Here is a 23,875-nt window from a genome sequence, read left to right on the forward strand (position 1 = left end):
ACGACGAGATAGCGACATAAGTGGGAAGGGAATTGGCTATGGAAATTACACGAACGCGAAACGCGAGTTTTAAATTACTTACTCGTGCTTTACTCTGCTCAATTGCGCTAAGTGTAGCGCCGCAAGTGAGTTTTGCTTCAGCAGGAATTAGCACTAGCGGCACCACTGCTAAACCTTTGCAACAACCAAACATAGATGTCACCCTCAACGGAAAGTTTACACAAGGCGCATTATTGCGCGGGCAAGCGCCAATTGGCGCACGTGTTTTCTTAAACGGGCAGAGCGTGCCCACCAACAAGGATGGCAAGTTTGTTGTTGGGTTTGAAAGAGAAGCCCCGCTAAAACAACGCCTCACTGTAGAATTAACCAGCGGTGAGAAGTGGGAGCGCCACATTACGCTAGAAAAGCGGGAATACAATATTCAGCGCATTGATGGATTAGAGCAAAAAATGGTGTCGCCACCTGCTGAAGTCACAGCACGTATTAAGCAAGATAATATCAATGTGGCGAATGCACGTAGCGGCAATTCTGATCTAGACGCGTTGTTTACAGGCTTTAAGTGGCCAGCAAACGGACGTATATCTGGCGTATATGGTAGTCAGCGCATTTTAAACGGCGTGCCTAAATGGCCTCATTACGGGCTTGATATAGCAAATGAAACAGGTACACCTGTGTATGCCCCTGTGGATGGCGTTGTAACAATGGCTGACGACCTGTACTACTCAGGAAACACGCTGATTATTGACCATGGAATGCGTGTGTTCTCAACCTTTTTACATCTGGATACCATCACGGTAGAAGTGGGAGATACAGTAAAGCAGGGTGAACAAATTGGCACTATTGGAACAACGGGCCGCTCTACCGGTCCCCATCTAGATTGGCGAATTAACCTTGGGAAAATGAGATTAGACCCGCAAACGGTTATATCTGGCTCTCCAGAAAAAGATTAAGCGAGTTCCATTCAGCTAGATACACGTTAAAAAGGCACCTTGTGGTGCCTTTTCTTTTAATTTACCGAGCTAACCATTTGCTGAGTTTCTGCTGATCGGTAATGGTAAAGTACGCCATGTCTGCGCGGGCTTTAACTACATCAAGGGGCAAGGTAAGGAGTCTGCCATCACGGATAAGGGTCATCTCTACCGTTGACGCCTGTGCATTATCTAAAAGACGTTGAAACTTTTGCGCATTCACAACGTGCCCATCAAGTGCAATAATCACATCGTTTAGCAGAATGCCTGCATCCATGGCTGCGAGCCCTTCAAAAACCTGTACTACCGTTAACCCAAAGCTTGCTGGTTTGAGCGTGGCGCCAAGCTGATTAATAACAGCAGGCTGCGACGTTAAACCACCTTTGTCGTCACTCGACACGCGAGGTCGAGTGTGAAAATCAACACCCATCTCGCTAACGAGGGAGGCTAGTGCTACGTCATCTGTTCCATAAACTACTTGGTCTAAATATGCTGACACATCAATATCAAAATGCGTTTTACATAAATCTTGTATAACGTTGTCAGGCGTGCCTTTTTCCTCTATTCCATAGTTTTGCCAGAGCAACTGCATGAGCATATCTAAGCTCACCTTATTGGCAGACTCTCTACGAAGCAATAAATCCAGTCCTAGAGCAATAATACCGCCTTTGGTGTAATAGCTGACGATATTATTCGTAGCGCTAGCATCTTGCTTATAAAACTTTGTCCATGCGTCAAAACTACTCTCTGCAGCGGTTTGTTTTAAACGCCCGGCATTTTGTAAAAGCCGACTTACGTTTTGCGCCACAATATCGAGGTACTTCTGTGGTTCGATAACGCCGGTTCTAGCAAGGGTTACATCGTCGTAAAAACTGGTAAAGCCCTCATATATCCACAGTTGATTGGTATAGGTTTCCTGTGACAAGTCCGGCTTGACCATGACATTGGGTTTAATTCGCTTTACATGCCATGTATGGAAAAACTCATGGCTACAAAGGCTTAAGAATGTAATATAGCTGTCTGTTTTTTTGCCAGTTTCGCCAACCTGTGGCAAGTCAAAACGTGGGTAGAGTAAAGCGGTAGAGTACTTATGTTCAAGACCTCCAAAACCATTGTCGGCAAGCAGCGTCATAAACAGATAATTGTCGATAGCCCGAGGGGCACCAAACAAATCAAGGTGATGTTTGCAAATCGGCGTTAAATCTTTAGCGATACGTTCATAGTCGATGTTGTTATTGCCAGAAAACAGTAAGGTGAATGAAACACCATCCACATTAAAGCAGTGAGTATCGGCAATACCTACATAAATAGGATGGTCAATAAACTCGTCGTAACTTTGTGCGACGAAGTGCCATTCAGAAGAAGATGCACTATCCGCCCGAGTGGGCATAGATGTATAAGCTTTCCAATCAGTGATATCTGGATCATTTTCATTAAGTTGAATATCGAGTTCACAGCGTGCATTTTCAAATTCAGACACGCTAAGAAACGCACTGGTACCATTGATAAACGCATACTGATCGTTCATAAATGCCGATCTGATTGACAAATCATTTGCATAAACAGAATACCTAATGGTGCATGGTTTTCCCTGTGTTTCTACACGCCATGTTTGCTTATCAAGCTTTACAAGCGGGAGCATGCTTAGATGTTCATTTTCACTATTTGCACCTGTGGTAACATTGATATCTATAATGCTCTTGGCAAAATCCCGCACCATGTAGCTGCCTGGGATCCAGCTTGGCAATGAAAGCTCAAGCATATTTTTACTGTGCTCGGGGATATCTAACGTAACGGTAAATTGATGTGCACGCCAATTTGCGATAGTTAACGTGTAATGAAGAACAGAAGGCATAAACGTCCAATAGGGTGAATAATTCGAACTCATTACTATACCAACCTAAGGCGCTTAGCCCAACAGATCTATAACTAACATTCTTTAACGATTATTAAGGCTCTTTCACATCACAGTGTTGATTAGTTTTTGTTTGATGCGTACATTGACCTTATTACTATTAATTCCAGCAATAACAAATACAAATGGCTGAAAAAATACAAAGCAGTGTATTGAGCGAAGAAAACTTAGATTCTTTACGAACGTTAGTGCCCGGCGATACAGTAGATTTACAAATTTCTATGCCGGCTGCGCCAAAGCGCGTAAAAACTGACTATATAGGTATGCTCATTGACGAGTGTTTGCTCTTTCATATTCCCACGTCTGCTAAGTGGATAACGGTAAGAGATGCACTCACTGTTGGCAACGATGTGGTCGTTCGCTCTGTACTTGAAGGCGATACCGGACAGGTTATTGCATTTAAAGTAAAAGTACTAAAGCTACTCTCAAAACCTTCAGGATTACTGGTTACAACCTTTCCAAAACGTATTGAAAGTATTGGACTTAGGTCAGTCAAACGTGCACAGCTTGGTGTGTCAGTTACGCTAGAAGCAGACGTGTATCCAAGCGATGAAAATGTGACAGGGATCATTATCGATTTGAGTGAAAAAGGGTCGAAAGTCGCGTTACAGGTGAAACCGAATTGGCCAATAATGATCGATGAATCTGAAGTTAAAATAAATTATTTGTTAGACGGTAAAGAAGTAGCTCTTACAGCTAAAGTAAAAAACCATAAGATAGAGAACGATGTGGTTTACTACGGGCTCGCCTTTACTTGTGATGAGAAACTGATAAAGACGCTGTTGTCGCGACACACACTTTTAGCTTAATAGTGTTGTAAAACGTGATAACGAGTGCGCTTTTAATAATGGTTATATAAGCAGGCTAGGGGGTTCTACATGAGAAGCATTGAGCGTTTACTAATGCAATACGGTGAAAGCCATCAAAATAAAACGAACGTCATTATTCACGCGATAGCGGTTCCGAGCATTTATTTTGTCTCAATAGGGCTGTTATGGAGCATACCTGTTCCCGACTTTATCGCACAATTTGATGTAACTTGGGCCCATATCATCGCCTTGCCTGTACTTTATTATTACTTCCTTCTTTCCGGGCCCATTGGGGCCGCAATGACCCTACTTACTATTTTATGTTTTGGTGCAATTAACACCCTTGAACATTTCAATATCACTGTGTGGTCGTTTTCACTTGTGTTGTTTGTGGTTATGTGGGCACTTCAATTTATCGGCCATCGTATTGAAGGTAAGAAGCCGTCTTTTTTTGATGATTTACGGTTTCTTCTAGTCGGCCCAGCTTGGTGGTGGGTTCACTGGCTAAAAAGAATGAATATTAGCTACTAAAGCCAACGGTGGTTTAACCTGATAATGCTCCTTATCTCGCTAAAAAATGTCTAATTTCAAGATTTTGCCCTGCGACCAGAAGCATAAGTGGCACGACCAAGCTGCTTGGGTGATAGCAATGCTTGCGTATAATCTTATTATAAGTTTTTAAACTGGTAATAATGTGAGTCGCTTTCAGCGTGTAATAGAAAGTAATGAACGATTATTTTGGACGTTGCACAGCGCGGGCTGGGCAGGGTTTGCGATAATTTATTACATTGGTTCATTTCTCCATGATGTAAGGCCTATATGGGTCTTCATTATTATGCTAAATGCCTATGCAGGGTGGTTGTTAACCATCCCTCTTCGATATATCTACCGTTGGGCAAGAAAGCAGTCGCCCCTCAACATGATCACTATCGTGATCGTTTCTTGCTATTTAATTGCGCTGCTGTGGGCTGTGGTAAAAAACATAAACTACTGGGAAATCTATAAACATGGATATCGCCCTGATGAATGGTATATGTATTTCACCAACACCATTAACTCTTTGATAATGGTAGGCTGTTGGAGTGGCGTGTATTTCGGCATCAAGAACTTTCAGATGCTCCAAAAAGAAAAACAAAATGCGCTTAAAGCAAGCACTATGGCGCACCAAGCGCATATAAAAATGCTACGCTACCAGCTTAATCCGCACTTTTTGTTTAATACGCTCAACGCTATATCAACACTTATACTTCTAAAGGAAAATGATACGGCAGAAGCGATGGTATCGCGCCTTAGCGACTTTTTGCGTTACTCTTTAGATAACGACCCGATAAAGCGAGTTCCATTAGGGCAGGAGATTAAGGCATTGCGCCTTTACTTAGAAATAGAAAAAGTGCGTTTCGACGACCGTTTAGAAGTACTTTGGGATATTGATGAAGGCTGTGAAAGTGCTCTCGTGCCAAGCATGATTTTACAGCCAATTATTGAAAATTCGATAAAACACGCCATATCTAAAATGGAAAACGGCGGTCGTATTTCAATAACTGCACGTACTTTTGGAAATGACCTACTGATGGACGTTGCCGATAATGGGCCTGGGGCGGACATTAAAGACGGCACGCTAAGTCGAGAGAACGGCGTGGGCTTAGCCAATATAAAAGAGCGTTTGCAATCCCTTTATCACCGTAATTTTGCATTCTCTATAGAACACAATCAGCCTTCTGGTGTGCGCGTAAGAATACGCATTCCGTATGAAGTTAAGGACGTATAACATGACAAAGCAAGTGATTAAAACCATTGTAGTGGACGACGAACCTTTAGCTCGAAAAGGGCTTCGTGCTAGGCTAGAGCGCCATGATGATGTCCAGGTGGTTGCCGAATGTCAAAACGGCCTTGAGGCGGTGAGCAGCATTTCTCAACATCGCCCTGATTTGGTGTTTTTAGATATACAAATGCCTGGTTTAAATGGTTTTCAAGTTATTCATAAACTTCGGGAATTAAAACAACCTATTCCTATGATCGTGTTCGTAACCGCCTATGATAGCTATGCTATTAAAGCGTTTGACGTTCATGCGCTTGACTACCTTTTAAAACCCGCAGACGACGAACGTTTAGGCGCTGCATTAGACAAAGTGCGTGAGTATTTTTCTACTCAGCATCAAGATGAGCAGTCGCAAAAGCTTGTAAGTTTGGTTGCTGAATTAACGGGTGATGATTGTGAAGAGATTCTCCGCAAACTTGCTAATGGTGAACCAGTAGAGACCAATCCATATCCTGATGTGCTCGCCATAAAAGATGGCTCGGAAGTAACGCGTGTTAATGTTCAAGACATACAGTGGATTGACGCTGCGGGTGACTATATGTGTGTTCATGCGCTAGACGGCATGCATATTATGCGAAAGACTATGAAAGAGTTGGAACAAGAACTTAACCCTCAGTTTTTCGTTCGCGTTCACCGCTCTGCGATTGCCAACATCCGATTCGTTAAAAAATTAGTCAGTCATATAAGCGGTGAGTATCATTTAATTCTTCAAAATGATACCGAGTTAAAGGTAAGCCGTAGCCATCGCGATAAAGTCAAAGCAGCGATGAAGATGTAAAGCGGCTCTATAACATTTGGTCTCGTTTTAGAAAGCCTTGTTTATAGTTAAACAAGGCTTTTTTATTTCTTTAAGTAATTCTGCTCGATGGGCATAGCATTTGTGTCATAAACCTATTCACTATTCACTGTACCTCTCATTCATTAGCGTACGCATCGCTTCTACACGTGCATCGTTCAAGGGTTTTGATGTTTCCCATGTTCTCGACAAGGGTACGGTAACGGGGTGCTGATTCACTTCACCTACCATGATGTTAGTAGCCTCACTTCCCACCAACTTTATAGCGTGTTCTCCTAGGGTTGTTGCCAGTAAGCGGTCTTGTGCCACCGGTGAGCCTCCGCGTTGAACGTGACCTAATGTGACGGGCCTTACATCGCTTATATCATGCTGCTGTAATGCTTCGGTTAACCCTGCTAAGCCATTGGGCCAGACGTTCTCTGCCACCACAATGATAAAGCTTACGGCACCCTTTAACGCTCGCTGTGCTTTGATCTGCGTTACCATTTTTTGTATCTCTGTCTCGGCAGATTCAAAAAACTCAGGTACAACCACGTAATCAGCGGCAGAGGAAAGGGCGGCGTTTAATGCTAAAAAGCCGGCATTACGACCCATAACTTCTACCAGGAAAATTCGCTCAAAAGCATCTGCGGTGTCCCGGACTTTATCGATTGAACTCATTGCTGTGTCAATAGCGGTAAAATAGCCAATAGTTGCATCTGTACCAGCAATATCATTATCTATCGTGCCGGGTATGCCTATGATTTGACCATCCCAATGTTCGCTTAATTTTGATGCTCCGCGAAACGAGCCATCACCACCAATGACGATAAGTGTGTCAATCTCCGCTTGTTTTAGGTTATCCGCTGCTTTCATCAGCCCCTCGCGGTTTTTAAACTCTTTACAGCGAGCGCTGTGTAAAATAGTACCGCCTTGTTGAATAAGATTGTGGGTCGAACCGAGAGAGAGGGAGACATGTTCCTGTTGCAGTAAGCCATTGTATCCATGTTGGTAACCTAACAACGTATATTCAGCTTTTTGACACGCAATAATGGCTGCCCGTATACACGCATTCATACCTGGCGCATCGCCACCAGACGTTAAAATTGCGACACGTTTTGACACATTAAAATCCTTCTTTTTACACCTAATATGGTTAAGGTAGCGTTAAGGGGTTGGCACGTAAAGTAAACATTTATAACAAGTGCCTAAGAACTTAAAACTCGTTTATATCTTAAGTGTAACGCTGCTAAATGGTTATTACTTTTAAATGTAAAAAACGAATAAGCGAATTTTCGGTAGAGAACGTAGTTAATAAAAAAGGATTGAATTATGCGCTTGCTGCTAGTTTTGTTTTCTGTAATTTTTCTCGCTTCATGTAGTTCCAAATTGGCCTACAACAACCTCGACTGGTGGGTCTATTGGTATTTGGACGACTACATAGAACTTAAGGGGGAGCAGGAAGAAAAATTTGATGATTATTTGCAAAACTGGTTGCGCTGGCACAAAACATCAGAGCTTGAGCGCTACAAAGCGCACCTCAGCGAGATCAAAAGTCAAATCAAAAACGGTAGATTAGATTCTGGCGCTGTGCAGGGGCATCTAGTTCAAGCGAGGGAGCATTGGGAGCGAGTTCGCGACCAAATAAGCCCTGAGTTGGTATCAATTGCAAAAACATTAGATGACGAACAAGTCGTATCTCTTTTTGCAGCACTTGAAAAAGACAACAAAGAGGAAGAAGAAGAGCGTCTTGAAACGCTTGCGAAATCAGAAGAAAAGCGTTTGGAAGAACGCATTGAGCGCATAGAGGAAACTATCGGTGAGCGAATAGGAAAGCTTAGCGACGAGCAAAAGCAAATTGTTGCTACTTACGCTAGCCAGTTTATTCCCACTGGTGAAGAATGGTTAAATTATCGTAGGGACATACAAAATGCTGCTAGAAAGCTGTTTGTAACACGCAAATTCAATAAGGGTTTTGAAACCGAACTTATTGCGTTAATGCAAAACCCAGATACGTATAAGAGCGATATCTATAAGCAAAGTAGTGAACACAATCAAGCCGTTACCGTTACGTTAATTTCTGAAATATTTACAACTCTGAGCGACAAGCAGCGAGATACGCTACTTAAAAATATTGATGAACTTATTGAAACAGTGGAAAACTTCAAAAAATAAGTATGCCTACACAAGCTCGTGCGTAGCTATTTAGTGCTTATTTCCATCAATAATCATTTTATACGCACGGGCACCCGACTGCTTAATCATGTCGTCTATCAACGAGGTTTCAGGCATGTTTTTCCAATATTTTTTGGGCATTTGATTAAGCATCGCATTCGTCTTAATGCGCGCTGGGTTAAATATGTTTGCGTAATAAGTAAGCCAGTATTTTTCGATACGATCATCATCAGGAACTGCACTTGGATCTGGATTATCCTCAAGAAGAAGTGTTTCGGTATCCCAATGAGCGCCACGGTAGGGAGTGAGGATAGACCAGCGCATGTTTTTAAACCGAGTTCGAAAGAAGTCGAGCTTAATCTCCAAACTGTAATGTTCGGGCTCGTACCACGCGACAAAATGTTCTTTACCCTCAATTTCGAGTTCCTTGAACCTAAGAAACGCACTCATTTTATACGCGTCACGTTTGACGGCTTTTACAAGCATATAGAGCTGTATTATATCTTCGTCAGTTTTTAGCTGAATAAGGTTTCTATTTTCATAAATCATCCGCCACAAAACGCGATAACACAAAGCAAAGCGTTTGGTATCACTATGACATAACGCATACTTAAATAGCACTAAAGCAGATTTGGGAATTGTGTGCTTTATTTGATGTTTGTTAGTAGCTCGGGTCTGCTCTTGATGACCAAACAGGTCGTCCTGTACCGACTGAACGTTTTGCCAGATAATATCCTCAGGAGGAATACCGTGTGCTAGACACTCCCTTGATGCTTCGCGCCATTCATCAAACCCAGGTACCGATGTAATTGCAACCGTCTTCATTCTGGCACTACCTTCGAAACTAAATTAGAAGCTGCTAACATAAATTTCATTTACCCACCAAATAACTCAAATTGCTTAGGCTGTTTAAATTGAAGTTCAAAATTATTGCTATCGAGTAAGTGAATGTTCGGTGAGTAGTCACCCACGCTGATGAACGGTTTTAACTTTTTCAAAGGCAGCCGCATTTTAGTAAGGTCTATCCAATTTAATTTGGTATGACGACGAATCGAGAGAATTTTTTGAACTGTACGAGCCCCAAGCCCTGGTACTCGCAACAAAAGCATTTTATCGGCTTTGTTTAAATCGATTGGAAATATATGGCGATTTCGCAATGCCCATGCGAGCTTGGGGTCGTGATCCATATCCAGCATTTCATCATGAACAATTTCATCGAGGGTAAACCCATAAAAACGCAGAAGCCAGTCAGCTTGATAGAGGCGATGTTCACGTATTAAAGGCGCTGGTTTCAAAGGTAAAACTTGTGAGGCGTCAGGTATGGGTGAAAATGCAGAGTAATAAACCCGACGTAGTTTTTGTTCGCTGTAGAGTTTAACGCTGGTTCCCAAAATAATTTTGTCATTCGAATCATCCGCACCAATGATCATTTGGGTCGACTGTCCACCAGGCGCAAAGCGAGGAGGGCGTTTGCCCGAGTGTGTTTTATCGACCTTATGTTCCGTTATTTTGTCTTTAAGCGTATTCATTGCCCCGTGAATCGCGCCAAGGTCTTTCTCTGGAGCATATTTGTTCAATGAAGGTTGGGTTGGCATCTCGACGTTTATACTTAATCTATCTGCATATAAACCGGCCTCAGCCTGTAATTCGGGCGAGGCGTTTGGAATGGTTTTAAGGTGTATGTAGCCCTTGAATCCGTGATCAAGACGTAGGGATTTAGCAATGCGCACCATACTTTCCATTGTTAAATCTGGTGAGCCAACAATACCGGAACTAAGAAATAAGCCTTCGATGTAGTTACGTTTATAAAAATTAAGGGTTAAATCTACCGTTTCCTTCACTGAGAAACGAGCACGTCGTACATTGCTAGATACTCTATTGATGCAATAATGGCAGTCGTAGATACAATAATTCGTCATTAATATTTTCAATAGCGATACACATCGTCCATCTGGGGTGAAACTATGGCATATACCTGAGCCACCAGTTAGCGAGCCTATACCGGTTTTATCCGTTTTACCTGCCTGACGCTTACCTGCTGAGCCGCTTGCACAGGACGCATCGTACTTAGCGGCGTCTGAGAGTATTTCGAGTTTTTGTATCAGTTTGTCATGCATTGCAGATTAAACTTCCTCTTTGCAAAAGCAGATGTAGTGATATTCCATCTAAACATTTTTTTATTTAAGAGATAACAACTCGCGTTATAACATGTATATATATACAGTACAAATGTGTTGTATTTATCTTTCGTTAAAACGATGGAAAAGCAGTAAAACCCGTTTAGCGAATGTTTAGTGATAGAGGTTGATAAGTGGGTTTAAGATTGTCGTAGTGAAATAAAAGGCAAGGGATTGATGAATAAACTAAAAACCGATGTATTGTGAGAGTTCGTCTCGAAGATTGACGTATTTCTCTTTATAGGGTGCTTTGAGCGTCATGTCGTCTATTAACTTAAATAAACGCTTACACTCATTGATCAAGTTTGCATCGGCTTTACCCTCTTTCACCGCTATTTGAAGAAGACATTGAAGTAGGTTGAGTGCAACACCGGTATTAACAGGTGCAAAGCCTTGAGCAAGAGCAAATGATGCCTTAGCTCGCTCATAGTCCTTTTCTTGGTAATGTTGAATACCCTCGCGATTAAACTGTTGATAGCTAGCTAGGCTTTTTTGCGCGTCTTGAGACTGTTTTCTTAGCATACTCGCACTATTTTGGTCGAGCTTATCGTCCCGTGATTCTAATAACGCGGTTAACTGAACTGCGTCATCGAACTCACCCAATTTAAACATTACATTTATACTATCAGGGATATATGCTGTAGGAACGTCAGTGTACTTTTCATCTAGTAAGTTTTGAGACAAGGCTAAATGTCGCTTTGCGTCTATTAACTTTCCATCTATCGCGCTTATTCTGGCGTTAACAATTTTTCCAAAGATACTTATGTCAAAGTCGCGGTCTATTTTTTGAAGATGTTCATCAAATTTTCCCCGCTGCAGTGTGAGAAGGGCTTCTTGTTGATACTTGTTGCGCTGTTTTTTATCTTCTGCAAATTCCGCAATATCTAAATAGCTTCTGATAATGCCGCACCAATGAAGGCTGTTTTTATGTACGGTACGTTTTGATAAATCCCAAATAGCTAAACTAGAGCTTGCCGCGAGTAGCAAATCCTCATTATCTCTGCCAATCTCGCAGGCTTTAAAATGCCTTGGCAGCGAATAGGGAGAGAGTTTAATTGCTTCCTTGATAGCCTCTAATGCTTTTTCACCAGATGTGATAGCTTGATAGGCCTGAGCAAGAATATCGTGTGCATCTGCATTAAATCTGTTGCGCTTGAGGGTTTTCTTAGCCACTGATATTGCTTTTTCGTAATCTTTCAATTGAAGGTAGGTTTTACCAATCGCGACTTGAGCCCAGAGCACAGGCTTTCCATCTATGTAGCTATTTAAGACATCAAGGGCTTTTTGAGGCTGTTCGATTCGCCAATATAACTCCACCAAGAGCTGCTCGCAGTGACCTTTATAGTGAGACGGCGCATCTAGGAGCGCTTCAATATGGTCGATAGCGCTATTGAGTTCTCCTTTATTAATCAGTGTATACGCTTCTTTTAAGAACTCGCGTTTTTGAAAAGCACGTACAATTCTAGATTTTAACTGTACCTGTGAAAAAGGTTTTATAAGAAAGTCATCTGGACGTCGCTCTATTGAGCCTAACACTATCGGTCGAGCGCTGTCGGCGCTAATTAAAATAAATACGGCCGTTGGACTAATGAGATTGCCCGTGCGCAGCTCCTCGATTAATTCATATCCATTTTTGTTGTCTGCGCCTAAATGAAGGTCACTGATGATGATATCGAATTTATGCTTTTTACAAAGTGATACCGCTTGTTCTGCTGACGATTTAGTGACCACGTCAGACACGCCCATAGAGTGCATTAACCCCTTAAGAAGAAGGAGGAAAGGTCGTTGATCTTCAACAATCAATACTTGTTTGTTGCTAAATTGCATTTCGCATCCGTGAATGAGCGCACCTAGGCCTAGTTGAAGTATATCTAATTTTAGAAAATAAGCTTAAGAAAAACATTATCTTGCCGAAAACATAAGTATACAAATTAAGTAATAAAAATGGATGCTACTAGACCCCCCCGCTGCTAACGACAATACGCCTATCGACCCCAGTATTTACTGGGAGCGAAGTGGGGTGCTTGCTCGTGCATCAGCGCAAGGCGCACTTTTTTCTTTATACCTTGCCATGCAGCAACACAGTGTTGCGGAGCCATTTCAAATTGAATCGGCAAGTTCAGGCTTAGAACAACAAAGTAGCGTAGAGGCACAACTTGCCTCATTAAATCATTACAGACGGCCGTCACTCGCTGCGAGCGAAAGTGAATGGAAAGCAATGCACGTTATGCCTTTGCTTGTTGCACAGGACTATGCCACAGCGCGATTGTACATGGCATTAAAACCCGCACCTTTAGCACAAACCAACGATGAAAAGCGTCTTCCCGATGACGTAATACACAACTGCAGCCTCGCTACGCAAAAAAGACTGAAAAAACAATATGCTAATTCAGTTAAAGAAGACAATACATTACTCTATGATATTCTCTCCTCACAACACGGTGAAATTGACTCTGCAAATCCTGAACACCTAAATTCAACGTCCTTTAGAAGTATGGCTTAGCACAACACCGTGAACCATAAATACTCAAAAAGCATTCATTAATACCCGTCCGCACAGATAATTACATCTGTCCTAGTTTTTAACCATTAGTTTTGTTATATTGCGCGCCGCATTTTTGCACTGGTCTTACGCTCCAATCAGCAAAGGTAAAAAAACTATGTCTAAATATATTGTTTGCGCAATGTATAAATTTGTTGCGCTTGAAAACTTCAAAGAAATTCGTCAACCGCTACTTGAAGCCATGGAAGCAAATGGCATCAAAGGCACTCTTCTTCTCGCTCACGAGGGTATAAACGGCACTGTGTCGGGCACCCGTGAAGGTATCGACGCTTTACTCGTTTATTTGAACAGTGATGAACGTATTAACCCAATTTCATTTAAAGAGTCACTTCACGACGAGCAGCCGTTCTACCGGACTAAAGTAAAGCTTAAAAAAGAAATTGTTACGATGGGTGTTGAGGGTATCGACCCGCGCCGAACTGTGGGTACGTATGTAAAACCTAAAGATTGGAACGCGCTAATTAGCGATCCGGACGTTACGGTTATTGACACACGAAACGGTTACGAAATTGAAATTGGTACGTTCAAAAACGCGATTGACCCAAAAACTGAAACTTTTCGCGAGTTTCCAGAATACGTAGCAAAAGAACTAGACCCGTCTAAAAATAAGAAAGTTGCAATGTTTTGCACTGGTGGTATCCGCTGTGAAAAATCTACCGCTTATTTGAAAGAACAGGGTTTTGAAGAGGTCTATCATTTAGAAGGCGGCATTCTACAGTATCTTGAAGATGTACCAAAAGAAGAGTCGCTGTGGGAAGGAGACTGTTTTGTATTTGATAACCGCGTAGCCGTTAATCATGACTTAGAGAAAAGTCATTACGAGCAGTGTTACGCATGTAGACTTCCTATCACGGAAGAAGACAAGCAAAGCGATAAATACGAGCCAGGAGTAAGCTGTCCTCATTGTTTTGGTACACATACTGAAGACCAAATTGCTCGATTTAGAGAGCGTGAAAAACAAGTTCAGTTGGCGAAAGAACGCCAACAGGAACACGTTGGAACTGAAGCGCGTTTAACCATGGAACAAAAACGTAAAGAAAAAGCGGAAGCTCAACGTTTACGCGCACTTAAGGCGAAAGAAAATCAGGCATAGACAGCCATAAAGAAGGGCGTTACACTCGTGTTATTGCAGTTGAAATTAAGGAATGCGAGTGAGCACTCAACTTTCAGAATCTAAAATTGAAGAAATTAGGAAGGACTTTAGCTTTTTCGATCGTGATGGCAATGGCCAAATCGATTTGCCAGAGTTCATCGAGCTTCTAACCGTTATTTCGCCAAAAACTAAAGCGAGCCACGTACAAGAGGGCTTCAAGATTATCGATAGTAATGACGACGGTTACATCGACTTTGAAGAATTTTTGGAGTGGTGGCAAGAAGGGTGGTGGGAGTACTAAGCCAAGGCTTACTGTTGCCATCATTTGCCAGAGGTTTCCTTACGCTCTTTTTAATGCGCAAGTGAAACTTAAAATCGTACACAGAACATAAACAAAAACGAGTGCTTTTTTAAAAGTACTCGTTTTTTTATGTTACCAATCAGCGCTGTATATCTTGTTAGCTTCTGCCGCTTCCACTTCTAATGGCGCTTTATCGTAACCATACTTCGCCATGTCAAAGAAATGTTGGGTAACCACTTTATCTAAGCTCGCTCTTTCAACTTGTAGTACATGCACTAGCTCATGGGCTAATTTTGGCCTGGTCAGTTCGAAGTCTAAACGAGCGTAAATAGAATAACCGAAAACTTGTGCATTGTTTGTGATGACTTCACCAACGAGTCCAACCGCCTCGCCGAATACTTTAAGGGCAAAATTGTCGTAAGGATAGGGGACATCGTCAACATAAACAATTCTAACTTTTTCAGGGTGTTTGATGCCGATTTCTTCCGCTAATGACCGTTCCTCGTTATTTAACGGTGTACCAATTTCAACCCCTTTCTCATCCGTTTCCTGCGCCCAATCTATATATTGGGGTAATAACACGCTCGCGATTATCTTTTCATAAAATAGTGCGGTAATAAGGATAATAGCAACCAACAATAACGACATAAATTTAAGTAGTTTGATGATTTCAAAATCCATTTATATGAGGCATCAATGCCTTAAAAGTCTCTGAGTTGTTTTAGTGGAGTAGTTAACTAAGTTAATTATTTTGAACGCGATGTACAGCATTTACTGGAGACGGATTACAGAAAAAGAGTGTAAAAAAATGTTCTGTAAAACTTGATGATATTCGGGCCATCGCTAAGCATAGAAGAACCATGCTTAGCGGTTACGAGCGTATAAGCCTCTTTTTACATCTCTACTCGTCGTCATCATCCGACTGGTTACTTCTTGGCTTACGTTTAACAGGAACCATGCCAATGTCTTCCCCCGACATGGTATCAACACGCTTTTTAACGCCACTTTTAGCTGGCTTCGCCGTTCGCTTTTTGCCGTTTGAAAGACCTGGTTTTTTCGAGACTTTTTTCTTGGGAGTAAAACCTTTGAAACTTGCTGAAAATTCATCGTGGGCTGAACATTCAAGTGCATATTGAAGATGGGATTTAAGCCCTTCAAAGCTGTTCCAATCTCTAGGACCGATTAACGAAAAGGCTTCACCTTTTTGTCCTGCACGGCCTGTACGCCCAATTCGGTGAATATATTCGTCGGCATTTTTAGGTAGGTCAAAGTTAACAACCAAACCTACTTTCGAAAGGTCTAAACCGCGAGAGGCAAGGTCTGTTGTAACTAGGATGCTATGTTGTCCGCGGGCAAATGCACTCATTACGGCGGCACGCTGGTTTTGCGGCATGTCACCACGAAGGGCAATTGCTTCCAACTTCTGTTCATTTAATAGGTTAGCAATCCTGTCCGTATCTTCGCGAGTTGCGGTAAAAACAATGGCTTGATTGTATGAACGTTTGCTTAATTCAAACTGTAAGATTTGATCTTTATTTTCAACGTTATCGGCAAAGAAACATTGCTGAACAATATCACCATGCTCTGCGGTAGAGTCTCCCACCGCTACCCGTACGGCTCCTTTGGTTAACTGAGTCGTCATGTGCTTGAGTTCGATATTGTCAAGCGTGGCAGAAAACAGCATTGTCTGGCGTTTTCTATGGTCAGCGTAGTCATTAATCATTTTTAACTGCGCTGAAAACCCTAAATCAAGCATTCGGTCTGCTTCGTCAAATATCAGCAATTCTAAACCGTTTAAATACATGCTCTTATCTAAAAGGTGGTCTGCAACACGACCAGCTGTACCGACGATAATATGCGGATTGCGGCGTAAAGCTTTTACCTGGTCGTTATAATTTTCACCGCCCACAATAAGCGAGCAAGTCAAATTTAAACCGGTACACATTGATTTAGCTTCAATGAATACCTGTTTAGCGAGCTCGCGGGTTGGCGCTAAAATTAACGCACGTGGATCTTGCTTACTTAATGCTTTCTGAGACATTAACCTGTTTATCGCAGGTACCAAAAAGGCGAAGGTTTTACCTGACCCGGTTTTAGAGGACGCAATAATATCCTTCCCCTGTATTGCGGGAAGCATGGTGCGCTCTTGAATTTCGGTTAGCGTCGAAATATTTTTTGTTTCGAGCTTTGAAATAATTTTGTGGTTTACAGGTAAATCAGAAACTAGCAAGAAGATACGGCCTTAATTAAATGATGGACCCGCATATTATCCCTTAATGCCCTGGTTAATGAAAGGCTTATTAGGTGGCACAATAGAGGGGAGCAACAGTAATTAGCGATTCTTCATTGAAGGTTCATTTTTGCAATAGCGTTTAAGATTATAATTCTAAAAAAGCTGAAGCCAATTAATTGTAATTTATGAAAATAGATAGAATGGCGGCATAGCCGCCATGTAAGATTAGAAGTCACATCAAGAAAACAGGTGACATGCTGTATACGCTTGTTAGCTATACATTATTGTTATGAAACCTCGTTTGCACCATCTACTAATCAGCCACACCTATTGTGTATTGAGTTGATGCAAGCAAAACCTATAGTGGTCGTTAAAACTTCATTTCAGGCACGTTTTCTGGAACAACAAGCTTTCCACCCGTTTTTTCTTTAATTTCGTCGACACTAACACCCGGTGCGCGCTCTTGAAGAACAAAAGCGCCGTTTTCAACGCTCAGTACTGCTAAGTCTGTAATGATACGCGTAATACAGTTCACACCCGTTAATGGAAGCGTACATTCACTAAGTAATTTGGGGTTACCGTGCTTATCTGTATGGGTCATAGTAACAATTATGTTTTTTGCACCGGCTACTAGGTCCATAGCACCGCCCATACCTTTCACCAATTTACCAGGGATCATCCAAGACGCAATATTTCCCGATACATCGACCTCGAAAGCACCAAGTACGGTGAAATCTACGTGACCACCTCGGATCATGGCAAAGCTTTCAGCACTGCTGAATATAGACGCGCCAGTTATGGCAGTAACTGTCTCTTTACCGGCGTTAATCATGTCAGCGTCTATTTCACTTTCTGTTGGATAGCGGCCCATTCCTAAAAGACCGTTTTCAGACTGAAGCATTACGCTAATATCATCAGGTACGTAGTTAGCAGCCAGGGTAGGGATGCCTATACCCAAATTAACATAATCACCATCTTTAAACTCTTGGGCCACGCGCATTGCTATCTGTTCTCTGCTAAGCATTACACTGTCTCCTTACTAACTACACGACGCTCAATACGCTTTTCGAACGTCCCTTTAATGACGCGATTTACATAAATGCCCGGAGTGTGGATTTCGCTAGGGGATAGTTCGCCAGGCTCTACAATCTCTTCTGCTTCTACTACCGTTATTTTGCCTGCGGTAGCCGCCATAGGGTTAAAATTTTGCGCAGTATGACGATAAACGCAGTTGCCATAAGTATCTGCTTTCCATGCTTTAACAATAGCAAAATCACCGGTAATAGCATGCTCAAGAATATAAGGGCGACCATTAAATTCTTTTACTTCCTTGCCTTCTCCCACAGGGGTGCCATAACCCGTTGCTGTATAAAAAGCTGGGATTCCTGCCCCTCCAGCGCGCATTTTCTCCGCTAGTGTGCCTTGAGGTGTTAGCTCTACTTCTAACTCTCCATTAAGCAACTGTTTTTCAAACAGTGCGTTTTCTCCAACGTAAGATGACACCATTTTAGCAATCTGCTTATCTTCAAGGAGTAGGCCTAGGCCAAAGCCATCTACGCCACAATTGTTCGATACAACCGTTAATCCTGTAGTGCCCATCTTTTTGATTTGACCTATTAGTCCTTCTGGAATTCCACAAAGACCAAAGCCGCCGGCAATGACGGTCATGCCGTTTTCTAAGCCGGACATCGCCTCATCGTAAGACGACACAACTTTGTTAAATCCTGCCATACTTCTTCTCCACTTTTTTTGTTAAAAATAAGTATCAGCATTGTTGCTACATTTGTAAAATCGAATTATTCTTACCATTAATAAATAAATTTTATTAATGGTTGGGTTTATTTTCATTCAATGGACGTGTCTTATCGCCAAATAAAAGCGTTTGTAGAAGTAGCGAAAATGTCTACTTTTGCCGAAGCAGCAGTCAATCTCCACCTTACTCAACCAGCTTTGTCATCCGCTATAAAGAAAATGGAGGAACAGCTTGGTGGGAAACTGTTTCTGCGAAATACTCGTAGTGTAAGCCTCACCCCAGAGGGCGAGGTTCTTTTTCCCAATGCGGTTCGGCTTTTACACGATTGGGACAACACCTTTTCAGATATTCAAAACTTATTTGCTATGGCGAAAGGGCATCTAACAATTTGCGCAATGCCTTCTTTTGCAGAGGCTCATTTACCTGAAATATTGTTTCAATTTCACCAACGAGCCCCCAATGTGAATTTACGAATCGTTGATGTGGTGATGGAACAAGTTATTCATGAGGTAACGACAGGGCGCTCTGAAATTGGGTTCTCGTTTGAGCCAGAGCGGAAGGACGGTTTAATTTTTGAACGTCTTTTTGATGATCAATTTGTTGTGGTGGTCAATGAAATACAGGCGTCTTTGCTCCCCGAGAAAGTCAAGTGGTTAGACTGCCTTAAACTCCCCCTTGTTATGATGAATAGAGGCTCTGCGGTGAGGCATTGGACGCAGACAAAACTAGCGTCCCATGGAGAACTTGACATTGTTGCAGAGACTGGGCAGTTATCAACGCTTGGCAAGCTTATTCAAAATGGACTAGGCATTTCCATCATGCCTTCCATATGTAAAAAGCAAATGGAAGGATTGGGATTAGTAGTCAAAGAGGTATCAGACGAACCACTGATAAAAAATATTGGTCTTATAAGAAATACTAGGAAGAGTCTTTCAACTCCTGCCCAGTCATTGTGGAACCTCGCTATTGCGCATTATGCTTAGATGACCAAACGCGCATAATATCGCCTATTTTTACACCAGCGCGTTACCACTTTTTCTTAGGCGCAAATAATTCGTCCAATTCGTCTCTTTCTTCTTCTTGTTTTCTAACACGGTCTTTTTCGTTGACGCTTTTCAAATTATTCTGAATTTCATTTAGCCATTCATTTAATGTTGCAAGCTTAGAAGTTGAGTAATCATCTTGCGGGTTTTGGTTTTCAAGCGCAGCTTTTGCTTTTTCGAAATATTGCCTCGCCGATCCAAGCATATTGGTTTGAAGTGCTGCGCGACCGCGCTTAATTAAGGTTTCAACATTTACTTTTACTTGCAAACGCTCAAGCTGCTTGTCTTCATCTGAAAACACTTTTGAATCAATTTGCCCTTTACTATGCTCAGAACGAAGCATGATGCGAAGCTTTTTCACCGACTGAATATATTGGATAATCATTTTGTCGTTATCCGGTAAGGTAAACTCATTCAGAGTGCCGCTGTTGTCAGAAAGCGCTGCTGTCATCGCTTGTTCGCTACTTACAATTCGTTGCTTTAAATCTGTGGTACTCGCTAATTCATTCATAGCTTTCAGTGCGTTGAGCATGCGATTATGCAAGATGCCCATTATTCTGGATGACACTGGCATGTTAATACTTGATGTAATAACTTTCTCAGTTTCATCAACAATAACGCGCTGTTTGGCTAATTCTGTTCTGCGTTCAGCTTCCTGTTTTTGACGATGTTGCTGCATTGCATTGATAAAGATCGCCGCGATGAGCAAAACAACAATTGAAATGATTATTATCACGTACATGCGTGTGTTTCCGTCTATGTTTTGTTTTTTTATAACGCCATTTCAATAACATTTATAGGCATTACTTTTTGAATTACATGCGTTTATTGCACAATACTACGGTATTTTTACTTCAAATACACTTCCACCGAGTGAACCGCCGTTAGAAAGTGCAATAGTACCTTCTTTATTATCCTGAGAATGTGCTCGAGCTATCAATTTAGCGAAGAACAAACCTAGCCCCGTACGGCCTTGGCTCAACTCGAAATCAGATAAGTCTTCATGACTTTTATCGAGCATAGATTGAGGGTATCCATGCCCGTCGTCCTCAATCATAATCACCAATTTATCGCTTTTATCTACTTTGGCCGAGATATGTATTTTTGACGTTCCGTATCTCATTGCATTGATAATGACATCATTTAACAATAAGTAAATAAGCTCACCATCTAGATACCAGCTTAGGTCTTCGTCGATAGTTATGGTAATCATTATTTTCTTTTGCTTTACATAAAGCGTATTTGAACCAACGACGTCTTCTACCAAATCTTTGATAAAGCTTTCATCTACTGTAATAGGTAAACTTTCTAATTCTGCTCGATAAAGCGAAAGAATTTGAACAAGGTTGGTATTTAATCTTGAGGCTTCGTAATGAACACGTGAAACTTGTTCCTGTGCTTCCACGTTTTCTGCTGACAGAGTTTCGCTTAACGACTCTATAGACTGTATGAGTAAAAACAGGGAGTTTTTCATATCGTGCACTGCAGCGGCGAGCACAGAGGAAAAGTCTATTGTGGATGGTACTTGCTTACTACTTGTCATAACCCTTGTAATGCCGCACATTGCTTTTTGTCTAACACATAATGTAGAACAATTCCGTTTAGAGCAAAGGAATACTACTTAAAATCGTAATAAAATGAACAAAATGCGACTTTATAATGCGATTTTTGTAATAGCAACTAGTAAAAATGAGTCGTTTTAGTTATAACGGTGAAAGAACAATGTCAGTTTTCTTTATAGAATCGGTGTAAATATGAAGCTTCAACAACTACGGTATATCGTAGAAGTCCTTAATAACAATTTAAATGTATCAGCAACTGCAGAGAGCTTGTATACCTCACAACCCGGTATTAGCAAGCAAGTTCGCATGCTGGAGGACGAGTTAGGCGTACAGATATTTGGCCGTAGCGGAAAGCACCTGACACACGTGACTGATGCCGGAAATGATGTTGTAAATATTGCCAGAGAAATTCTGGCAAAGGTTGAAAGTATAAAAGCTGTTGCAAGAGAGCATACCTTACCCGATCAGGGTAAGTTAAACATTGCAACAACACATACCCAAGCACGTTATGCACTTCCTGACGTTATACAAGGTTTTATGACGAAGTACCCAAAGGTTTCGCTTCATATGCATCAGGGCACTCCGTCTCAAATTAGTGATTTAGCCGCAAAAGGCGAGGCTGACTTTGCCATCGCCACCGAAGCACTTCATTTGTATAACGATTTGGTAATGTTGCCTTGTTACCATTGGAATCGCAGTGTGATTGTTAATAAAGATCATCCACTTTCTCAAAAAGGCACAATAGACATTTCTGATATCGCGAAATACCCGCTGGTTACTTACGTGTTTGGCTTCACAGGTCGCTCTGAATTAGATCAGGCGTTTGAGAGAGCAGGGCTAACGCCTAAGATAGTATTTACTGCGACAGATGCGGACGTTATAAAAACCTACGTACGACTCGGTGTTGGTATTGGCGTTATTGCATCAATGGCGGTGAGCGAAGATTTAGACGACGATTTAGTTAAAATTGACGCCAGTCACTTATTTGATTACAGCACCACAAAAATTGGTTTTAGAAAAGGGTCGTTCTTAAGAAGCTACATGTACGACTTTATTGAGCGCTTTGCTCCTCATCTGACCAAGGATAAAGTTGAAAAAGCGATGATGCTTAAAAACAATGAAGAAGTGGAAAAGATGTTCAAGGGCGTGACGTTACCAGTTAAATAATACCATTCCGCACAGAAAAGTGCCCACTCAGAAGGCGCTGGCAAGTTTCTTAGCGAAGCGTGGTAATGCAAACAAAAATGGGGCGTAGTTAAGCCCCATTTTTACTTTTGAATTTGCTCTAGCATTCAATGATATTGACAGCCAAGCCACCTCTGGCAGTTTCTTTATACTTTGTTTTCATATCGTTTCCTGTATCGCGCATGGTTTTAATTACCTTATCCAGCGATACCTTGTGTTCGCCTGTTCCTCGCAACGCAAGGCGAGACGCATTTATTGCTTTAATGGCGCCCATTGCATTTCTTTCTATACACGGTACCTGAACCAGGCCACCGACGGGGTCACAGGTCAGCCCTAGGTTATGCTCCATACCAATTTCTGCTGCATTTTCGACAGAAGCAGCAGTGCCGCCCATAATTTCAGCAAGCGCTCCCGCCGCCATAGAGCACGCTACACCTACTTCACCCTGACAGCCAACTTCAGCCCCGGATATTGACGCATTTTCTTTGTACAATATGCCAATGGCGCCTGCTGTTAAGAGAAAACGGCTGGCGACTTCTTCATCGACTGGGCGAATAAACTTATCAACATATTGGAGAACCGCTGGAATTATGCCAGCTGCGCCATTTGTAGGTGCAGTGACGACACGACCACCTGCAGCATTTTCTTCGTTAACTGCTAGTGCAAAAAGGTTTACCCAATCCATTGTTTGCATAGGATCGTTTGTGTGCTCAGTTTGGAGTCGGCGGTAAAGGCCCGGAGCGCGACGAACTACTTTTAGGCCGCCAGGAAGAATACCTTCGCTTTCGATTCCACGTTGTATACAGGCTTTCATCACAAGCCAAATATTGTGAAGTTGTTGCTTTACTTCGTGTTTAGGCCTAAAGGTTGATTCATTGCGCAACATAAGTGAGCTTATACTTAACCCGTTTGTTTTACACAAAGAAAGAAGTTCTTCAGCGGTTTTGAAAGGGAACGGAACAGAAGCTTGCAGGCTGGCTGCGTGTGCTTTGGTTGCATCGAAGTCTTCGTCTTTAATGATAAAGCCGCCGCCGATACTGTAATAGGTTTGTTGTTTTACCAGCTCATCTTGTGCGTAAGCGTAAAACGTCAGGGCATTAGCATGCTTAGGAAGCGTCTTTCGACGATGAAAAACTATCGCGTTTTTGCTTGGGAAGCGAACTAACTTTTCGCCGTTTAAGCACAGTTTCTCACTATTTCTTATTTCTTCTAGCTTTGATTCAATGGTATCCACATCGATTTCATCAGGAAGCTCACCAAGCAACCCCAAAATGACCGCTTTTCCCGTACCGTGGCCGATACCCGTCTGACCGAGTGAACCAAATAGTTCAACTTTTACGCTATCGACAGCGTCAAACTTCTCAGTATCTTGAGCGAGTTCAGCGACAAACTCAGCACCTGCTTTCATTGGACCTACCGTGTGTGAGCTTGAAGGGCCAATGCCCACACTGAACATATCAAATACGCTGATCATAAACTTCTAAAATTAAAACAAAGTAATAAT

General features: G+C 42.0%; 23 protein-coding genes. 11 read left to right on the forward strand and 12 right to left on the reverse strand.

Going from position 1 to position 23,875, the window contains the following annotated elements:
* Window positions 1-38: 38 nt before the first annotated feature.
* Entirely contained in the window at window positions 39-950 is a 912-nt protein-coding gene (locus tag C6Y39_RS10990) for a M23 family metallopeptidase (protein ID WP_105931282.1), read from the forward strand.
* 61 nt (window positions 951-1,011) lie between these two features.
* Here C6Y39_RS10990 and C6Y39_RS10995 read toward each other — a convergent pair whose 3' ends face one another.
* Window positions 1,012-2,823 carry a M61 family metallopeptidase gene (locus tag C6Y39_RS10995; RefSeq protein WP_105931477.1) on the reverse strand — a complete coding sequence of 604 codons (1,812 nt, stop codon included), beginning with the start codon at window positions 2,821-2,823 and terminating at the stop codon, window positions 1,012-1,014.
* A 185-nt stretch (window positions 2,824-3,008) separates the two neighbouring features.
* Here C6Y39_RS10995 and C6Y39_RS11000 point away from each other — a divergent pair, with 185 nt between their 5' ends.
* From C6Y39_RS11000 to C6Y39_RS11015, 4 genes are all read left to right on the forward strand, one after another.
* The gene (locus C6Y39_RS11000; protein ID WP_105931283.1) at window positions 3,009-3,692 is read left to right on the forward strand and encodes a PilZ domain-containing protein; all 684 of its coding nucleotides are present in this window, start codon (window positions 3,009-3,011) and stop codon (window positions 3,690-3,692) included.
* Between the two features lie 69 nt (window positions 3,693-3,761).
* Complete coding sequence (locus tag C6Y39_RS11005; RefSeq protein WP_105931284.1) at window positions 3,762-4,223, forward strand: Mpo1 family 2-hydroxy fatty acid dioxygenase; 462 nt, start codon at window positions 3,762-3,764, stop codon at window positions 4,221-4,223.
* 163 nt (window positions 4,224-4,386) lie between these two features.
* Window positions 4,387-5,460: a sensor histidine kinase gene (locus C6Y39_RS11010; RefSeq protein WP_105931285.1), complete on the forward strand. Its 1,074-nt coding sequence runs from the start codon at window positions 4,387-4,389 to the stop codon at window positions 5,458-5,460.
* 1 nt (window position 5,461) lies between these two features.
* A complete protein-coding gene (locus C6Y39_RS11015; protein ID WP_105931286.1) occupies window positions 5,462-6,289 on the forward strand; it encodes a LytR/AlgR family response regulator transcription factor in 828 nt (275 codons plus the stop codon).
* Window positions 6,290-6,409: 120 nt separating this feature from the next.
* Here the strand turns inward: C6Y39_RS11015 and C6Y39_RS11020 are convergent, their stop codons facing one another.
* The gene (locus C6Y39_RS11020; protein WP_105931287.1) at window positions 6,410-7,411 is read right to left on the reverse strand and encodes an ATP-dependent 6-phosphofructokinase; all 1,002 of its coding nucleotides are present in this window, start codon (window positions 7,409-7,411) and stop codon (window positions 6,410-6,412) included.
* Between the two features lie 207 nt (window positions 7,412-7,618).
* On the opposite strand from C6Y39_RS11020, the gene C6Y39_RS11025 reads away from it, so the two are divergent.
* Entirely contained in the window at window positions 7,619-8,461 is an 843-nt protein-coding gene (locus C6Y39_RS11025; protein ID WP_105931288.1) for a DUF6279 family lipoprotein, read from the forward strand.
* A 30-nt stretch (window positions 8,462-8,491) separates the two neighbouring features.
* Here C6Y39_RS11025 and C6Y39_RS11030 read toward each other — a convergent pair whose 3' ends face one another.
* From C6Y39_RS11030 to C6Y39_RS11040, 3 genes are all read right to left on the reverse strand, one after another.
* Window positions 8,492-9,286 (reverse strand): TIGR03915 family putative DNA repair protein, encoded by a 795-nt coding sequence (locus C6Y39_RS11030; RefSeq protein ID WP_105931289.1) that lies wholly within the window; start codon window positions 9,284-9,286, stop codon window positions 8,492-8,494.
* Between the two features lie 50 nt (window positions 9,287-9,336).
* A complete protein-coding gene (locus C6Y39_RS11035) occupies window positions 9,337-10,578 on the reverse strand; it encodes a putative DNA modification/repair radical SAM protein (RefSeq protein WP_105931290.1) in 1,242 nt (413 codons plus the stop codon).
* Window positions 10,579-10,824: 246 nt separating this feature from the next.
* Complete coding sequence (locus C6Y39_RS11040) at window positions 10,825-12,465, reverse strand: response regulator (RefSeq protein ID WP_105931291.1); 1,641 nt, start codon at window positions 12,463-12,465, stop codon at window positions 10,825-10,827.
* Window positions 12,466-12,586: 121 nt separating this feature from the next.
* On the opposite strand from C6Y39_RS11040, the gene C6Y39_RS11045 reads away from it, so the two are divergent.
* From C6Y39_RS11045 to C6Y39_RS11055, 3 genes are all read left to right on the forward strand, one after another.
* Window positions 12,587-13,141: a VC2046/SO_2500 family protein gene (locus C6Y39_RS11045; protein WP_105931292.1), complete on the forward strand. Its 555-nt coding sequence runs from the start codon at window positions 12,587-12,589 to the stop codon at window positions 13,139-13,141.
* A gap of 157 nt (window positions 13,142-13,298) precedes the next feature.
* Window positions 13,299-14,294, forward strand: a complete 996-nt coding sequence (gene trhO / locus C6Y39_RS11050; RefSeq protein ID WP_105931293.1) for an oxygen-dependent tRNA uridine(34) hydroxylase TrhO — start codon at window positions 13,299-13,301, stop codon at window positions 14,292-14,294.
* A gap of 52 nt (window positions 14,295-14,346) precedes the next feature.
* Window positions 14,347-14,595 carry an EF-hand domain-containing protein gene (locus C6Y39_RS11055; RefSeq protein ID WP_105931294.1) on the forward strand — a complete coding sequence of 83 codons (249 nt, stop codon included), beginning with the start codon at window positions 14,347-14,349 and terminating at the stop codon, window positions 14,593-14,595.
* Window positions 14,596-14,727: 132 nt separating this feature from the next.
* On the opposite strand, the gene C6Y39_RS11060 is transcribed toward C6Y39_RS11055, so the two are convergent.
* The 4 genes from C6Y39_RS11060 to C6Y39_RS11075 form a co-directional block, all read right to left on the reverse strand.
* On the reverse strand, window positions 14,728-15,261 hold the full coding sequence (locus tag C6Y39_RS11060; protein ID WP_105931478.1) for a hypothetical protein: 534 nt from the start codon (window positions 15,259-15,261) through the stop codon (window positions 14,728-14,730).
* A 235-nt stretch (window positions 15,262-15,496) separates the two neighbouring features.
* Window positions 15,497-16,825: a DEAD/DEAH box helicase gene (locus C6Y39_RS11065; RefSeq protein WP_105931295.1), complete on the reverse strand. Its 1,329-nt coding sequence runs from the start codon at window positions 16,823-16,825 to the stop codon at window positions 15,497-15,499.
* A 373-nt stretch (window positions 16,826-17,198) separates the two neighbouring features.
* Complete coding sequence (locus tag C6Y39_RS11070; RefSeq protein ID WP_105931296.1) at window positions 17,199-17,852, reverse strand: CoA transferase subunit B; 654 nt, start codon at window positions 17,850-17,852, stop codon at window positions 17,199-17,201.
* Window positions 17,852-18,559 (reverse strand): CoA transferase subunit A, encoded by a 708-nt coding sequence (locus C6Y39_RS11075; protein ID WP_105931297.1) that lies wholly within the window; start codon window positions 18,557-18,559, stop codon window positions 17,852-17,854. Before C6Y39_RS11075 ends, C6Y39_RS11070 begins: the two co-directional genes overlap by 1 nt.
* A 120-nt stretch (window positions 18,560-18,679) precedes the next feature.
* On the opposite strand from C6Y39_RS11075, the gene C6Y39_RS11080 reads away from it, so the two are divergent.
* Window positions 18,680-19,564 carry a LysR family transcriptional regulator gene (locus tag C6Y39_RS11080; protein ID WP_105931298.1) on the forward strand — a complete coding sequence of 295 codons (885 nt, stop codon included), beginning with the start codon at window positions 18,680-18,682 and terminating at the stop codon, window positions 19,562-19,564.
* A gap of 43 nt (window positions 19,565-19,607) precedes the next feature.
* On the opposite strand, the gene C6Y39_RS11085 is transcribed toward C6Y39_RS11080, so the two are convergent.
* On the reverse strand, window positions 19,608-20,366 hold the full coding sequence (locus C6Y39_RS11085) for a hypothetical protein (RefSeq protein ID WP_105931299.1): 759 nt from the start codon (window positions 20,364-20,366) through the stop codon (window positions 19,608-19,610).
* 96 nt (window positions 20,367-20,462) lie between these two features.
* Window positions 20,463-21,167 (reverse strand): sensor histidine kinase, encoded by a 705-nt coding sequence (locus tag C6Y39_RS11090; protein WP_105931300.1) that lies wholly within the window; start codon window positions 21,165-21,167, stop codon window positions 20,463-20,465.
* A 211-nt stretch (window positions 21,168-21,378) separates the two neighbouring features.
* On the opposite strand from C6Y39_RS11090, the gene cysB reads away from it, so the two are divergent.
* Complete coding sequence (gene cysB, locus C6Y39_RS11095; RefSeq protein ID WP_105931301.1) at window positions 21,379-22,353, forward strand: HTH-type transcriptional regulator CysB; 975 nt, start codon at window positions 21,379-21,381, stop codon at window positions 22,351-22,353.
* Between the two features lie 118 nt (window positions 22,354-22,471).
* Here the strand turns inward: cysB and C6Y39_RS11100 are convergent, their stop codons facing one another.
* A complete protein-coding gene (locus tag C6Y39_RS11100; RefSeq protein ID WP_105931302.1) occupies window positions 22,472-23,845 on the reverse strand; it encodes an L-serine ammonia-lyase in 1,374 nt (457 codons plus the stop codon).
* Window positions 23,846-23,875: the final 30 nt, after the last annotated feature.

It is taken from the genome of Alteromonas gracilis (genome assembly GCF_002993325.1).
Classification (GTDB): Bacteria; Pseudomonadota; Gammaproteobacteria; order Enterobacterales; family Alteromonadaceae; genus Alteromonas; species Alteromonas gracilis.